Annotated in this window: 12 protein-coding genes; 9 read left to right on the plus strand and 3 right to left on the minus strand. The window is 65.2% G+C overall.

Annotation, left to right across the window (positions count from 1 at the left end; translation table 11 throughout):
- Positions 1–125: 125 nt before the first annotated feature.
- Positions 126–1,637: an XRE family transcriptional regulator gene (locus NFJ07_RS24160; protein ID WP_269998508.1), complete on the minus strand. Its 1,512-nt coding sequence runs from the start codon at positions 1,635–1,637 to the stop codon at positions 126–128.
- Between the two features lie 157 nt (positions 1,638–1,794).
- Between NFJ07_RS24160 and aceA the strand changes: the two genes are divergently transcribed.
- A complete protein-coding gene (gene aceA / locus NFJ07_RS24165; RefSeq protein WP_269998509.1) occupies positions 1,795–3,114 on the plus strand; it encodes an isocitrate lyase in 1,320 nt (439 codons plus the stop codon).
- Between the two features lie 95 nt (positions 3,115–3,209).
- Positions 3,210–4,862: a malate synthase A gene (gene aceB, locus NFJ07_RS24170; RefSeq protein ID WP_269998510.1), complete on the plus strand. Its 1,653-nt coding sequence runs from the start codon at positions 3,210–3,212 to the stop codon at positions 4,860–4,862.
- 183 nt (positions 4,863–5,045) lie between these two features.
- Here aceB and NFJ07_RS24175 read toward each other — a convergent pair whose 3' ends face one another.
- Positions 5,046–6,242, minus strand: coding sequence for an MFS transporter (locus NFJ07_RS24175; RefSeq protein WP_269998512.1), 1,197 nt, complete (start codon positions 6,240–6,242; stop codon positions 5,046–5,048).
- Positions 6,243–6,379: 137 nt separating this feature from the next.
- Positions 6,380–7,600 carry an ROK family transcriptional regulator gene (locus NFJ07_RS24180; RefSeq protein WP_269998514.1) on the minus strand — a complete coding sequence of 407 codons (1,221 nt, stop codon included), beginning with the start codon at positions 7,598–7,600 and terminating at the stop codon, positions 6,380–6,382.
- A 174-nt stretch (positions 7,601–7,774) separates the two neighbouring features.
- Between NFJ07_RS24180 and NFJ07_RS24185 the strand changes: the two genes are divergently transcribed.
- From NFJ07_RS24185 to NFJ07_RS24215, 7 genes are all read left to right on the plus strand, one after another.
- Entirely contained in the window at positions 7,775–8,884 is a 1,110-nt protein-coding gene (locus tag NFJ07_RS24185) for a Gfo/Idh/MocA family protein (protein WP_269998515.1), read from the plus strand.
- The gene (locus NFJ07_RS24190; RefSeq protein WP_269998517.1) at positions 8,881–9,681 is read left to right on the plus strand and encodes a hypothetical protein; all 801 of its coding nucleotides are present in this window, start codon (positions 8,881–8,883) and stop codon (positions 9,679–9,681) included. The genes NFJ07_RS24185 and NFJ07_RS24190 overlap by 4 nt, the downstream gene beginning before the upstream one ends.
- A 135-nt stretch (positions 9,682–9,816) precedes the next feature.
- Positions 9,817–11,136, plus strand: coding sequence for an ABC transporter substrate-binding protein (locus tag NFJ07_RS24195; protein WP_269998519.1), 1,320 nt, complete (start codon positions 9,817–9,819; stop codon positions 11,134–11,136).
- A 12-nt stretch (positions 11,137–11,148) separates the two neighbouring features.
- Entirely contained in the window at positions 11,149–12,129 is a 981-nt protein-coding gene (locus NFJ07_RS24200; protein ID WP_269998520.1) for a carbohydrate ABC transporter permease, read from the plus strand.
- A complete protein-coding gene (locus tag NFJ07_RS24205) occupies positions 12,129–13,022 on the plus strand; it encodes a carbohydrate ABC transporter permease (protein WP_269998521.1) in 894 nt (297 codons plus the stop codon). Before NFJ07_RS24200 ends, NFJ07_RS24205 begins: the two co-directional genes overlap by 1 nt.
- A gap of 41 nt (positions 13,023–13,063) precedes the next feature.
- Positions 13,064–13,807, plus strand: coding sequence for a sugar phosphate isomerase/epimerase family protein (locus NFJ07_RS24210; RefSeq protein WP_269998522.1), 744 nt, complete (start codon positions 13,064–13,066; stop codon positions 13,805–13,807).
- Positions 13,804–14,360: Gfo/Idh/MocA family protein (locus NFJ07_RS24215; RefSeq protein WP_269998523.1), on the plus strand; the 557-nt coding region annotated here is incomplete at its 3' end. The genes NFJ07_RS24210 and NFJ07_RS24215, both read left to right, overlap by 4 nt.

A 14,360-nucleotide genomic window follows, 5' to 3' on the forward strand; every position in this document is an offset into this window, starting at 1 on the left:
CGGCGTCACGCCGTGCAGGTTTTTGGATCCGCGTGATGGGCCAAGCCGCGGAATTCCGGGGTAGTTCAACCCACGGGAATCCAAAAATGTGCGTTGCGTGACGCGTCCACCCGCCGCCACAAAAACTATCCCGAGTGCGCCTCCAAGAAGGCGTACACCTCGGTCTCGTCGACGCCGGGAAACGCACCCGGCGGCATGGCGGCCAGCAAGTGCGAGTGGGCGCGGGCGGACGGCCAGGCGTTGCCTGCCCAGGAAGAAGCCAACGACGCCGGCGGGCGCTTGCAGCAGTTCGGGTCCGGGCACGTCGAAGTGGCCCGCGCCGTCGTCTCCCTCCCGCGGAACCACTTCACGTGCTGGTAGGGTACGCCGATGCTGAGCGAAAACTCCCCGGCCGCCGAGCGCTCGGTGCGCGCCGTGCACCAATAGGTGCCGGAGACGGTGTCGGTGTACTGGCTGTAGGCGCTGAACTTGTCCGGAACGTCGAACACGGCACGCGACGTCCACGCTTTGCACGCGGGCTGGCCCTCGATGGCGCCGGTGTGGTCCTGGGGAAAGGCCACGCCGTCGTTCTCGTAGGCCTTGTAGATGATGCCGCTCTGGTGGGTCTTCTGGAAGTGCGTGGTGATGCCCAGGTGCTTCGTTGCCAAATTGGTGAAGCGGTGCGCCGCGGTTTCGTAGGAGACGGCAAAGGCGTCCCGGATGTCCTCCACGGCGATTTCCTTGGCGGCCTTCGCCTTCTGGAGGAACTCCAAGGTGGCATGCTCGGGCAGGAGGAGCGCCGCGGCGAAGTAGTTGGTAGCCACGCGCTGCGCCAGGAAGTCACCGTAGCCCTTGGGCGTTTCGTGGCCCAGGACGTAGTGGCCCAGGGCCTGCAGGAGGACGGAACGGGGATCGTGGTCCTGCCGTTGGCTCTGCGTGAGATAAATTCGGTGATTCTTTAGATCGGTCACTGAACGGGTGGAATGGGGCAGGTCGCCCACGTGATGCAGCGTGAATCCGAGATGGTCCGCGATGTCGGCAATGACGTGCTGGCTCAAGGGACCGGTTGTGTAGCCAACGCCCTTGAGGACCTTCTGTGCTTCGGCCTCGTACTCGGGAAAATAGTTGCCTCGCTCGCGCATCATGGCACGTAGTTCACCGTTCGCCCGGCGGGCCTCTTCCGGCGTCGCGACCTGCTCGTTGAGCTTGCGTTCAAGCTCTTGCAGGAGGCCCACTTGCGACTCGAGAACATCGAGCGGAAGCCGCGAGCTGACGCGGATTTTCGGCAGGTTCAGCGACTCATACAGGGGCCCGCGCTGGTACCGTTCCAGCTCGATTTCCAGGGCCGCGCGGCGGCTGGGCGGTTCCGCTCCGAGCAGCTGCTCGATGCCGACATTCAGGGCCGCCGCGAGCTGCTTCAGCAAGCCCAGTTTGGGCTCGCGCTTGCCGTTCTCAATGAGGCTCAGCTGGCTGGGGGCGGTCCCGACGGCGGCACTCACGTCGTCAAGGGTCAGCCCGGCCTGCTTGCGCAGATACCGCACGCGGCGGCCCAGGCTGATGACGTCCAGTTCGGCGGTGGAGGCGGCCGACGACGGCGGCGGTACTTCGCGGTTCCAGCTCACAGGTGACATTTCTTGAGGATACGCGAAGAAGTGCATTTCTTTCCACGGTTTCTATCTAGAAACCCCTTTGAAAGTGCTGAAAAGTAATAACCACGAAGTCCCGGTCGGCCTGAACTGCAAAGGCGCAGCGAAGACCGGCCGGGGCGACATACACAGCAACACGCCAAAAAGTAGCGTCAAAGGAGACAGAACAATGACCGCAGCATTTGAACCAGGGCAGCCCACCTCCGCTCAGCAGCAGGCCGCCGCACTGGAGCTCGAATGGGCTGCCAACCCGCGTTGGGAAGGCGTCACCCGCGATTACTCGGCCACCGACGTCGTCCGCCTCCGCGGTCGCGTCTCCGAAGAACACACCCTGGCCAGGCGCGGTTCCGAGAAGCTGTGGAAGCAGCTCACGGAAGAGGCCGCCACCGGCGGTTACACCAACGCCCTCGGTGCGCTGACCGGCAACCAGGCCGTGCAGCAGGTCAAGGCCGGGCTGCGGGCCATCTACCTTTCGGGCTGGCAGGTCGCCGCCGACGCCAACAACTCCGGCCACACCTACCCGGACCAGTCGCTGTACCCGGCCAACTCGGTCCCCACCGTGGTCCGCCGGATCAACAACGCCCTGCTCCGCGCCGACCAGATCGAATTCTCCGAGGGCATCCAGACGGTCGAGGACTGGCTGGTCCCGATCGTCGCCGACGCAGAAGCCGGTTTCGGCGGCCCGCTGAACGCCTACGAACTCATGAAATCCATGATCCAGGCCGGCGCCGCGGGCGTGCACTGGGAAGACCAGCTCGCGTCCGAGAAGAAGTGCGGCCACCTCGGCGGCAAGGTGCTCATCCCCACCCAGCAGCACGTCCGGACCCTGAACGCCGCCCGCCTCGCGGCCGACGTCGCGGGCATACCTTCGGTGATCATCGCCCGTACCGACGCCGAGGCAGCCACCCTGATCACCTCCGACGTCGACGAGCGGGACCAGGAATTCACCACCGGTGAACGCACCGCGGAGGGCTTCTACAAGGTCCGCAACGGGATCGAACCCTGCATCGCCCGCGCCAAGGCCTACGCCCCGTATTCGGACCTCATCTGGATGGAAACGGGCACCCCGGACCTTGAGCTGGCCCGCAAGTTCGCCGAAGCCGTCAAGGCCGACTTCCCGGACCAGATGCTCTCCTACAACTGCTCGCCGTCGTTCAACTGGCGCAAGCACCTGGACGACGCCACCATCGCGAAGTTCCAGCGCGAACTCGGCGCCATGGGCTTCACGTTCCAGTTCATCACCCTGGCCGGCTTCCACGCCCTGAACTACTCGATGTTCGACCTCGCCCACGGCTACGCCCGCGACGGCATGAGCGCCTACGTCGAACTCCAGGAAAAGGAATTCGCCTCCGAGTCCCGCGGCTACACCGCAACCAAGCACCAGCGCGAAGTCGGCACCGGCTACTTCGACGACATCGCAACTGCGCTCAACCCGAACGCATCCACCCTGGCCCTGGTGGGATCCACCGAAGAAGGCCAGTTCCACTAAAACTTTCCCCAACTAGGTAGCAGTAGGTGTCGTTTTGAGCCCTCAAAACGACACCTACTGCGAGTCAGTTGGGAACCATTCAAGGAGCAACTCCCATGAACAGCTTCACCGACAATTACACGATCAACGGCATCACGCTGACCGCCCAGCCCATCCACCGGCAGAACGAGGTCCTTACCCCGGATGCCCTGGAGTTCGTGGCAACCCTTCACCGCGCGACGGCGGAGCGCCGCCAGGAGCTGATGCAGGCCCGGCACACCCGCCGCGGCCAGATCGCCGGCGGCCAGGATCCCCGGTTCCTCCCGGAAACGGCGGAGATCCGCAACGATCCGAACTGGCGCGTCGCTCCCCCGGCCCCGGGCCTGGAAGACCGCCGCGTGGAGATCACCGGACCCGTCGACCGGAAAATGACCATCAACGCCCTGAACTCCGGCGCCAAGGTGTGGCTCGCCGACATGGAAGACTCCTCCACCCCCACCTGGCGCAATGTCATCCAGGGCCAGCTGAACCTCACCGATGCCCTGGAACGGCGCATCGACTTCACCTCCCCGGAAGGGAAGGAATACAAGCTCCGTGCCGCCGAGGAGCTGCCGACCATCGTGGTGCGGCCGCGCGGCTGGCACCTGCCGGAGAAGCACATGCTCATCGACGGAAAGCCCGTTGCCGGCGGCGTGGTCGACTTCGGCCTGTTCTTCTTCCACAACGCCCGCCGCCTGCTGGCACAGGGCAAGGGCCCGTACTTCTACCTGCCCAAGATCGAGAACCACCTCGAGGCCCGGCTCTGGAACGACATCTTCATCCTGGCCCAGGACCTGCTCGGCATCCCGCAGGGCACCATCCGCGCCACGGTCCTGATCGAGACCATCACAGCGGCCTTCGAGATGGAGGAGATCCTGTACGAGCTGCGCGATCACGCCTCGGGCCTGAATGCCGGCCGCTGGGACTACATCTTCTCCGTGATCAAGAACTTCCGCACCCGCGGCCCCCGCTTCGTGTTGCCGGACCGCGCCCAGGTGTCCATGACCCAGCCCTTCATGCGCTCCTACACCGAGCAACTCGTCCGGGCCTGCCACCGCCGCGGCGCCATGGCGATCGGCGGCATGGCCGCAGCCGTTCCCAACCGCAAGGACGAGGCCGCCAACACGGCAGCGTTCGAGAAGGTCCGAGCCGACAAGACCCGCGAAGCCGGCGACGGCTTCGACGGTTCCTGGGTCGCCCACCCGGACCTGGTCCCGGTATGCCGCGAAGTGTTCGACGGTGTACTCGGCGAGCGTCCGAACCAACTGGACCGCTCACGCGAGGACGTCACCCCCGACGACCGCGCGCTGATCGACGTCGCCGCCACCACGGGCACCATCACCGAAACCGGCATCCGGAACAACATCGAAGTGGGCATCCGCTACATCGAGTCCTGGCTGCGCGGCAACGGCGCCGTGGCCATCCACAACCTCATGGAAGACGCGGCAACCGCGGAAATCTCCCGCTCACAGCTCTGGCAGTGGATCCACTCCCACGCCATCACCGAGCACGGCGAGATCATCAGCCGCGAATGGGTCAACGACCTCCTGGACGAAGAGTTCGCACGCCTGGAACGCTTCGACGACGACCGCTTCAACGACGCCCGCAGCATCTTCGAAGAAGTCGCCCTGGCCGAGGAGTTCCCCACCTTCCTGACCATCCCGGCCTACGCCCGCTACCTCACCGAAGCCCGCGAGGAAGCCACCAAGGAAGAACTCGTAGCCGCCTAAACTCCCGCCGCTGGGCTGCCTGCACTCTTCGCAACAAGTGACCCCGATGGCCGGGGAGCCAGCCCAGCGACGGAACCCCACACCACCCAACTGACTCGCAGTTGTTGTCGTTTTGGAGCCTCATAACGACAACAACTGCGAGTTAGTTGGGTAAAAGGTGCGCGACGACGGCGGGACCCTCACCTAACGCTGCCGGGCCACCCAACGCACCGAGAGGGTAGTGCAGATGCAGAACGCGGCGACCGAGCCAAGGATTACCAGGAGCGGCACGGTCCAGCTGCCGGAGATGCTGTGCACGTAGCCGATGATGGTAGGGGCCAAGGCCGCGAAGCAGTAACCAACCCCTTGCACGACGGCGGACATCTTGCCTGCCGAGGCTTGGTCGCGGGCAAACTTGATGATGGCGATGAAGATGACCGTGATGCCACCACCCTGCGCGACTCCACCCAGTGACGACCACAGCCACCACCAGCCCGGGGCCAGCAACAAGCCCAGGGGTACCGTGAGCCACAAGGCACCCAGGGTGGCCGCCACCGCCGTCGTACTGGCGAAACGGGCGAGCAGCGGCACGCCGAGCCCGCCCACAATCGCGAAAATCTGGAAGAGCGATGACCCCGCGCCGGCTTGTGCGGTGCCCATGCCCAGCTCATCGGCCAGGAAGCTCGGGAGCCACGCGGTCACGCCGTAGTACGAGAATGCCTGGCCGGCGAAGCCTAGCGTCAGGCCAGCAGTCAGCCATCCAACGCCGGAGGCGTTGCCGGCTCGCGAGCCCTCGGCGGCCGGCACCGCGGCCGGAATGAACGCGCTGCGGGCACCGACGGTGGGGATCCAGAAGAGGACGGCCACCAGGGCAAGGAGGGCACTTGCCGCGAGCGCAAGCCGCCAGCCCACAAGTTCTGCGAGCGGGGCGGTGGCCACCGAGGTCAGGAAGGACCCGATGTTCAGCGCCGCCGTGTACACACCCATCGCGGTTGCCTGGCGACGCGGCGCGAAGTCGCGGCGGATGATGAGTGGCACCGCGATGTTGCCGATGGTGATGGCGAGGCCGATGAGGACGGTGCCCACCATGACTGGAACGCCGCCGCCGCTGGAGCGGATCACGACGCCGGCCAGCACACCCACAAGGGTGAGCATCACCGCGAATTCGGCGCCGAACCTGCGTCCGGCCATCGAGGCCAGCGGCGCGGCGAGCGAGAAGCAGAGCACGGGAATGCCCGTCAGCAACCCGAGTTCCACGGGCGAGAATCCAAGATCCCGTTTCAGGGAATCCACCACCGGCGCCACCGCGACGAAGGGTCCTCGCATATTGAGGGCGATGAGGCCGATGCACGCAAGGATCAGCCAGCCTCGTGGGACCTTGGCGAGGAATTGACCGGTCATGGGGCGCGCTGAAGGGCGGGGAAAGTAGGCATCACCTTCATTGCTATCACGCCTCCACGGCGCGAACTGGCAGGCGATGACCCCAAAATCCGGGCAAGGGTCATTTGCTGCCAGTTCGCGCGGGGGGTTAAAGCCCGTCAGCCCGTTGCTTGGAGCGTGGCTTCAATCACTGCCGGAGACAAAACGTGCTGGGTGACCATCTGGCTCGCACCGAGGATCGCGGCCTGGTCGCCCGCCATCGAGATGCCAATGCGCAGATGCGAGGTGGCCAAGGGAAGGGAACGCCGGTAGACCACTTCGCGGATGCCGGCCACAAGGTGCTCGCCGGCCTCCCCCATGCTGCCGCCGATGACGATCATGGAGGGGTTGAGCAGATTGACCACTGTTGCCAGGACATCGCCGACGTCGCGTCCGGCCTGCCGGAGTGCCTGGATGGCCTGGAGGTTTCCCTCGGCCACGAGATGCAGCACGTCGCCGCCGTTGGTGGCCGCGAGTCCTTGGGCGTGCAGCTGGCGGGCGACGGCGGGTCCCGAGGCGAGTGCTTCAAGGCAGCCGTAGTTCCCGCAACGGCAGAGGACGTCGTCGCCGCGGGGAACCCGGACGTGGCCGAGGTCCCCGGCCGTGCCGTTGGCACCGCGCTGCAACTCGCCGCTGCTGATGATGCCCGCGCCGATGCCCGTGGCGATTTTGATGAACAGCAAATTGTCGTGGTCCGGCCAATACGCCGTGCGTTCGCCCAGAGCCATGATGTTGACGTCGTTATCCACCAGGACCGGAACCGGCAGCGAGCGCTGCATGTAACGGACCACGTCGAATCCGTCCCAGCCCGGCATGATCGGCGGTTTGACCGGCCTGCCAGTGTCGTGTTCAACCGGGCCGGGCAGCCCGATCCCGATCCCGGCAAGGTCCTCAAGGCTGCGGCCGGCTTCGGCCAGGAGCTCCCGCCCTTCCTTCACCACCCTGCCGAGCACCACATCGGGACCGTCTGCAACTTCCTGCGCGAGGCGGCGCTCGGCCAGGACTGTTCCACCGAGATCGGTGACCGCGACGATGACGTGCGTCGCTCCGACGTCGACCGCCAAGACAACGCGGGCCGCCGGGTTGAAGGCAAAGCGCGACGGCGGCCTGCCGCCGCTGGAACTCGCCTCACCGGCGGGGCCCACGAGTCCGGAGTTCATGAGGGCGTCGATGCGTGAGGCGACCGTGGAACGGGCCAGTCCGGTGGTGATGGCGAGTTCGGCCCGGGTTCGTGCTTGGCCGTCGCGAAGAAGCTGAAACAGATCTCCTGCACGCGAAAGGCTCCCGGCATCCTGTACGGAGCCATCCTTGCTGGGGGCTTTTTCGGGTGCTGAGGTCATGCATCAGTGATAGCACGATTGCTTATGGGTGTCACGCAACAAAAAGATTGTCGACTGATTTTCAACTTTTGCTTGCTCATCGACAAAAGTCGTCGTAGGTTGTTGTGAGAAGGGTCACGTAGCCCACAAAGCCGCGCTGAAACTCAGACTCCGTTTACGAAGAGGTAACTGATCTTGTCCAGCCATTCACAGGCAGCAACCAGACCCCTCGGCGTCGGCATCCTTGGCGCCGGCCCGGTCACCCAAGCAATCCACCTTCCTTCCCTCGCCCGGCTCCGGGACATCCTGGAAGTCCGCCACATCATGGACGTCGACGCCACGGTGGCCGAATCGGTCGCAGCCCGCGTCGGCGCCAACCACAGCACCAGTATGGACGCGCTCCTGGGCGATCCCGACGTCGACATCGTCGCCATCTGCAGCCCCCACCAGTTCCACGCAGACCAAGTCATCGCCGCGTGCCGCGCCGGAAAGAAAGCCGTCCTCTGCGAAAAGCCCTTCGCCATGAGCGGCGAGGAAGCGGCCCGGATTTCGGCGGTCAGCGAGGAAACCGGCGTGCCGATCATCGTGGGCGCCATGCATACCTTCGATCCCGGCTGGCTCGCAGCCGAAGCCAACTGGGGCGATCTCCCCCAGAACGTCCACACGATCCGTTCTTCCATCGTCCTCCCGCCCAATGCCCGCTTCGAAGACTTCGCCACCGAAATCATCACCCGACCGGCTGGCGGCACCCCTGACTACAGCGACGTCGAGGTCATCAAGAACGCCCTCCGCGGCGGCATCATGGGACTCGCCATCCACGACCTTCCACTCGTCCGCCGCTTCACCCCGGACTTCGAAGACCTCGAAATCCTCCAGGCACGCCACGTGAGCCCCTTCGGTTACGTGATTTCGCTGCGGTCGGGTGACCGGATCATCGAACTCAGGGCAGCCATGAACAAGACGTGGAAGCCGGAATGGGTCTTCGAGGCAATCTCGGACGATGCAGCCCTTCGCGTGGACTTCACCCCTTCCTACGTGCAGGCGGGTTCCGCCGTCGCAACCATCACCCGCGGCACGGGCACCCGCAATGCCACGGGCACCACCTACGGACCGTTCGAGCACAACGGCTACGAGGGCGAATGGCGCGAACTCGCCCAACTGGCACTCGGAACCAAGCAACCGCCGTCCGCTGAAAACCTCATCAATGACCTCACCTTCGCGATAGCCATTGCCGACGCCACAGTGGATGAGGCGGCAGCCGAGCATACCCAGCACGCAAACAGCCATGCAGGAGCCCACTCATGAGCACCCAGTACACGGTCACTGCCACCCCGCAGGCGGAAGAGAGCGGCTCCGTGGCACTCGCGGTCGCTTCGCTTCCGGCGAGCTTCGGCCCCGTAGCGGCCGGGGACGCCGCAAGCATCTCCGCCATCGACGGCGCCCCGGGCTGGACCACCGAGGCAATCAAGGCGATCGACGGCGGAGCGTCGGGGATAGTCGTCGTCAACCCGGTCCCGGAAAACACCGCCGCCCTGCTCGACGCCGCTGAAGCAGCCAGCGCCGCGGTTGTCCTGGACCAGCGCTGGGCATCCAACCCCGGCCTCGCCGGAGCCGAAGACGCCGTCCGCTCGGTAGCCGGCCGCGCCGCGATGCTGGACACCGTCGCGACGGCGGCGGCAGGTACGGATCCGGAACGGCTGCTCACCGAGCACCTCGCCGCCGTCGTGCGCGTCACCGGTCAGCTGGACGGGCTTCGCGTCCTGCGCCTCGGCACGCACGGTTACACGGTATCCGGGCGGTTCGCCAACGGCGCTCCGGTTTCGCTCCAGGGCGTGCTGAGTAACTCCCGGCCCGCCGGCGTCGACTTCCGCCTCTATACCGACGACGGCGGTGTCAGCATCGCGGTCCCGGAACCACTTGCCGCCTGGCCGGCCGAAGTCCGCGCTACCGGGCCTCAAGGGGAAATCCTCCTGCCCACACTTTACGAATCCGCCCACCGCACCACGTGGCGCCGGCTCAAGGAACATCTCGACGCCGGCACCCTCCCCTCCGATCTGGCCGGCTTTGCGCGGTTGACGGAATCCATCGCGCACCTCTCCTGAACCTGCACTCTCCGTAAACACGTAACCAGCACAATCGAGCAAAACAGAGCACCAAAAGCACTCATTCACTTTCTCGACGACGAGCCGGACCGCACCACACGCGAAGACCACGCAGCGGTCCCGAAAGGAATCATCATGAATGTTAAATCCGAAGCCAGCCGTAATTTCTCCCGCAGGGGCTTCCTCGGCCTGACGGCAGCAGCAGCGGCTGTCCCCCTCCTCGCAGCCTGCGGAGGCGGCTCCAGCTCGAGCTCCAGCGCCGGTGGCGCGATCAAGTTCTGGGACATGCCGTGGGGCACCCCGGCCTACAACGACGCCGCCAAGAAGCTCGCAGAGAGCTACGTACCCACAGGCAGCAACGGCAAGGCCAGCTACCAGATCATCCAGTGGAACAACTTCTACCAGACCTTCTCCTCGGCCATCGCGTCCAAGACCGGGCCTGCGGTGTCCACCGGTGGCGGTTTCCAGGCGTTCCAGTTCGAGCAGCAGGGCCAGATCGCTTACGCGGACAAGGTCATCGATGCGCTGAAGAAGAACGGCCAGTTCGACGATTTCCTGCCCGGCGTGCTGGAGCCGTTCAAGACGGACAAGGGCTACGTCGCCGTTCCGTGGCAGCTGGACATGCGCCCGCTGTGGTACCGCAAGTCCCTCTTCGACCAGGCTGGCGTGGCGGTTCCGACCGACTGGCCCAGCTTGCTTGAGGCAGGCAAGAAGCTCAAGTCCATCGGTGCTGTCGGCTTCGCCACGGGCTCCGGCGCGGGCAACAACATCGGCAACCACCTGATGATCATGATGATGATCAACAACGGCGGTGGAGTCTTCACCAAGGACGGCCAGCTGGACGTCATGAATGACCGCAACGTCGAAGCCATTGAGTTCCTGCTCGAGCTGGTCTCCAACGGTGTCATCGACCCCGCCGCCGTCAGCTACACCACGGACAACCTGGACGCCCAGTGGAAGAACAAGAAGGCGGCCTTCGGCATGTACGTCCTGGGCGTGCCGCAGCGCGTGGGCGACACCTCCGGAGACCTCCTGGTGGCCAGCCCCATGGCAGGTCCGCACGGCGACAAAGCCGCACTGGTGTTCCCGAACAACATCATGATGTACAAAAACACTCCCTCCCAGGAGTCTTCCGAGGCGTTCCTGACCTACTACATGGGGCAGCTCAAATCCCTGTGGCAGCAGAAGCTGATGAACGGACTGCCGGTATTCAAGTCCATCACTGAAATTCCCGAGTTTGCCGGCGATCCTAACAACGTCAAGATCGTCAAGGAATACCAGCCAATCGCGAAGACCTTCGCGGCGCAGGGAACTTCCCTCAACGCCAACCTCGCAGTGCTCGACGGCGGCCAGGCCCTGAACCAGTTCAGCCAGACCATCCTCACGGGCAAGACCGACGCCAAGTCGGCGCTGCAGGCATTCAAGACCGGCCTCGAATCCGTGATCAAGAAGTAAAGCGGCCCTGCCATGTCATCAACCACCGCACCATCGGGCCTGGCCCGTGCCCGCCGGGGCCTCGCTCCCGGCGGGCCCGGGGGCGGCTCCCGCAACCGCACCGACGGCCTGAACCGCAAGAGCAAGCTCTCGGGCCAGACCCGCCGGACCTTTTTCTGGCTCCTGCTGCCCTCCATCGTCCTGCTCGTCCTGATCAACGGCTACCCGCTGATCTACGCCGGCGTCCAGGCAACCCACGACGGCTCCCTGATCGACACCGGCAACTTCGTCGGCGTCGACAACTTCGCCACCGTCCTGTCCTCGCCCGCGTTCTGGAAGGCCGCCCAGTTCACCCTGTGGTTCACCATCGTCGGGGTCTTCGGCTCCTGGCTGGTGGGCCTGGGCCTGGCGCTGCTGCTGCGTACCAAGATCCCGGCAGGGGGCACCTTCAAGGTGCTGCTGCTCTTGCCGTGGGTGGTGCCGATCGTGGTGTCCTCCACCGCCTGGAACTGGCTCGTTGCCACCCCGGACAGCCTCATCCCCTCCATCTTCCGCAACCTCGGACTGGGCACGCCGCTGTTCCTGGCCGACCCGCACCTGGCCGCCGTCATGGTCATGGTCTTCAAGGTCTGGGTGTCCTTCCCCTTCATGATGATGATGATCTCCGCCGCCCTGGCCTCCGTGGACACCACCGTCTACGAAGCCGCCAGCATGGACGGCGCCAGCAAGTGGCAGCAGTTCACCCAGATCACCCTGCCGATGATCGCCCGCTCCACCTACATCAGCTGGATCCTGATGACGATCTTCTGCGTGAACGACTTCCCCACCATCTACCTGCTCACCGGCGGCGGCCCTGTCGACGCCACCACCTCGCTGGTGGTCCTGGCCTACCGCAGCGTCTTCCAGGACTTCCAGACCGGTCCCGGCGTCGCGATCGCCTTCCTCATGACCCTCACCCTCGTCGTCGTGTCGGTCTTCCTGTACCGCCAGATCCGAAAGTCGAGCGTCGAATAATGAGCGCAGTACTGCACGCCCACCCCGAATCCGGACCCGCGCTCGGCGTCGCCGGCCCCGACAAGACCCGCCGCGTCCTCTCCGAAGCCGGCATGCGCGGACGCTGGTGGCGGTTCGTCCTGATCCTTGCCATCACCGCGATCGTCCTCGTCCCGATCATGGTCACCGTCGTCCTGGCCCTCACCCCGGGCCCGAACAGCACCGCCACCGGCCTGACCCTGGAAAACATCACGGGCGTCTTCTCCAAGACCCTCGCCGGCACCTGGCTGACCAACAGCCTCATCACCACGCTGTCCACCGTGATCGTCTCCGTCGCCGTCGCAGCACCCGCCGGCTACGTCCTCTCCCGCGGCCGTTCCAAAGCCGTCTCCGGCTACTCCCTGCTGCTGTTCGTCATGCAGTCCCTGCCGATCATCACCTCCGTGGTGCCGCTGTTCATCCTCTTCGCAGGCTTGGGACTCGTGGACAACCTGCTCGGCCTGATCATCATCTACGTCGGTTCCACCATGACCGTGGCCACCTGGATGATGGCGGCCTACTTCGATTCCATCCCGGTCAGCCTCGAGGAAGCCTCCTGGATCGACGGCTGCTCCGTGTTCGGATCCTTCACGAAGGTGGTGCTGCGCAATTCCCTGCCCGGCATCCTGTCCACGGCGATCTTCGCCTTCCTCCTGGCCTGGAACGACTACCTCGTCGCGATCGTGTTCCTGCGCTCCAACGAGATCTTCACCCTGCCAGTGGGCGTGCAGTCCTTCTTCCAACAAAACATGACCGACTGGTCCGGCGTCATGGCCCTCGCCGTGGTCATGATGCTCCCGCCCATCATCGTTTTCGCCACCCTGAACAGATACTTCAGCGTCGGCGGCATCGGCGGATCCCTCGCCGGCCGCTAACTGACTCTCATCTCACGCAACTGACAACGCAAAGGAAAACCATGTCTTACTCCATCCAGCTGTACACCCTGCGCAATGCCATTCAGGAAGACCTGCCGGGCACCATCAAGAAGGTTGCCGAGATCGGTTACACGCAGGTTGAACCCTACAATTTCGTTGCCACGGCGAAGGAGCTGGGCGCCGCCCTGAAAGAGAACGGCCTCACCGCCCCGTCCGGCCACGCGCCGCTGCTGAGCCAGGACCAGGATGAGATCTTCGCCGCTGCGAAGGAACTGGGCATCAGCACGGTCATTGACCCGTACCTGCCCGCCGAGCACTGGCAGAACGCCGAGGACATCCAGGCCACCGCGGCCAAGCTCAACGCCGCAGCGAAGAAGGGCGCCGAATACGGCATCCGCGTCGGCTACCACAACCACGCTTGGGAACTCGAGTCCAGCATCGAGGGCCAGACTGCCCTGGAGTACTTCGAAGGCCTCCTTGATCCGGAACTGGTCCTGGAAGTCGACACCTACTGGGCATCGGTCGGCGGCCAGAACCCGGTGGAACTGCTCGCCCGCCTCGGTGACCGCGTGAAGTTCATCCACATCAAGGACGGCCCCGGCACCACGGACACCAAGGCCCAGCAGCCGGCCGGTCAGGGCACCATCGCGGTGCTCGACGTCGTTGCTGCCGCCAAGTCCCTGGAAGTGGGCGTCGTCGAGTTCGACGACTACGCCGGAGACATCTTCGAGGGCATTGCCGAAAGCCTCGCCTTCCTCAACGCAGCACAGGACGTGAACGCATGAGCGCGGCAACCCACCAATCCATCCCGTCCGCCCGCCGGGGGCCGGTGGGCGTCGCCGTCATCGGCGCCGGCAACATCAGCAAGGCCTACCTGGACAACCTGACGGTCTTCCCGGACCTGAAGGTCCACGTCATCGCCGACTTGTTCGAGGAAGCCGCGGAAGCACGGGCGAAGGAATACGGCGTGCCCGAGTGGGGTGGCGTGGACGCGGCGCTGAACCACCCCGACGTCGAGATCATCGTCAACCTGACCATCCCGGCGGCCCACGTCGAGGTCGCCACGGCCGCCGTGAACGCCGGCAAGCACGTCTGGACCGAGAAGCCGTTCTCCCTGGACCGCGAATCCGGCCTGGCACTGTTGAAGACCGCCGACGCCGCGGGCATCCGCCTCGGATGCGCACCGGACACCTTCCTGGGCGCCGGGCTGCAGACCGCCCGCCGGATCATCGAACGCGGCGACATCGGCACCCCGCTGACCGCCCTGACCATGTTCCAGACCCCCGGCCCGGAGTCCTGGCACCCGAACCCTTCCTTCCTCTTCGCCCGCGGCGCGGG

The organism is Arthrobacter sp. B2a2-09, assembly GCF_027587375.1.
In the GTDB taxonomy this organism is placed as follows: Bacteria; Actinomycetota; Actinomycetes; order Actinomycetales; family Micrococcaceae; genus Arthrobacter.

What these genes read in the sequence shown, in the direction of transcription:
- NFJ07_RS24200 (WP_269998520.1), top strand. Translation starts at nt 11,149, where the DNA reads ATGTCATCAACCACCGCACCATCGGGCCTGGCCCGTGCCCGCCGGGGC.
- NFJ07_RS24175 (WP_269998512.1), bottom strand. Translation starts at nt 6,242, where the DNA reads ATGACCGGTCAATTCCTCGCCAAGGTCCCACGAGGCTGGCTGATCCTT.
- NFJ07_RS24160 (WP_269998508.1), bottom strand. Translation starts at nt 1,637, where the DNA reads ATGCACTTCTTCGCGTATCCTCAAGAAATGTCACCTGTGAGCTGGAAC.
- NFJ07_RS24195 (WP_269998519.1), top strand. Translation starts at nt 9,817, where the DNA reads ATGAATGTTAAATCCGAAGCCAGCCGTAATTTCTCCCGCAGGGGCTTC.
- aceB (WP_269998510.1), top strand. Translation starts at nt 3,210, where the DNA reads ATGAACAGCTTCACCGACAATTACACGATCAACGGCATCACGCTGACC.
- NFJ07_RS24210 (WP_269998522.1), top strand. Translation starts at nt 13,064, where the DNA reads ATGTCTTACTCCATCCAGCTGTACACCCTGCGCAATGCCATTCAGGAA.
- aceA (WP_269998509.1), top strand. Translation starts at nt 1,795, where the DNA reads ATGACCGCAGCATTTGAACCAGGGCAGCCCACCTCCGCTCAGCAGCAG.
- NFJ07_RS24205 (WP_269998521.1), top strand. Translation starts at nt 12,129, where the DNA reads ATGAGCGCAGTACTGCACGCCCACCCCGAATCCGGACCCGCGCTCGGC.
- NFJ07_RS24180 (WP_269998514.1), bottom strand. Translation starts at nt 7,600, where the DNA reads ATGACCTCAGCACCCGAAAAAGCCCCCAGCAAGGATGGCTCCGTACAG.
- NFJ07_RS24190 (WP_269998517.1), top strand. Translation starts at nt 8,881, where the DNA reads ATGAGCACCCAGTACACGGTCACTGCCACCCCGCAGGCGGAAGAGAGC.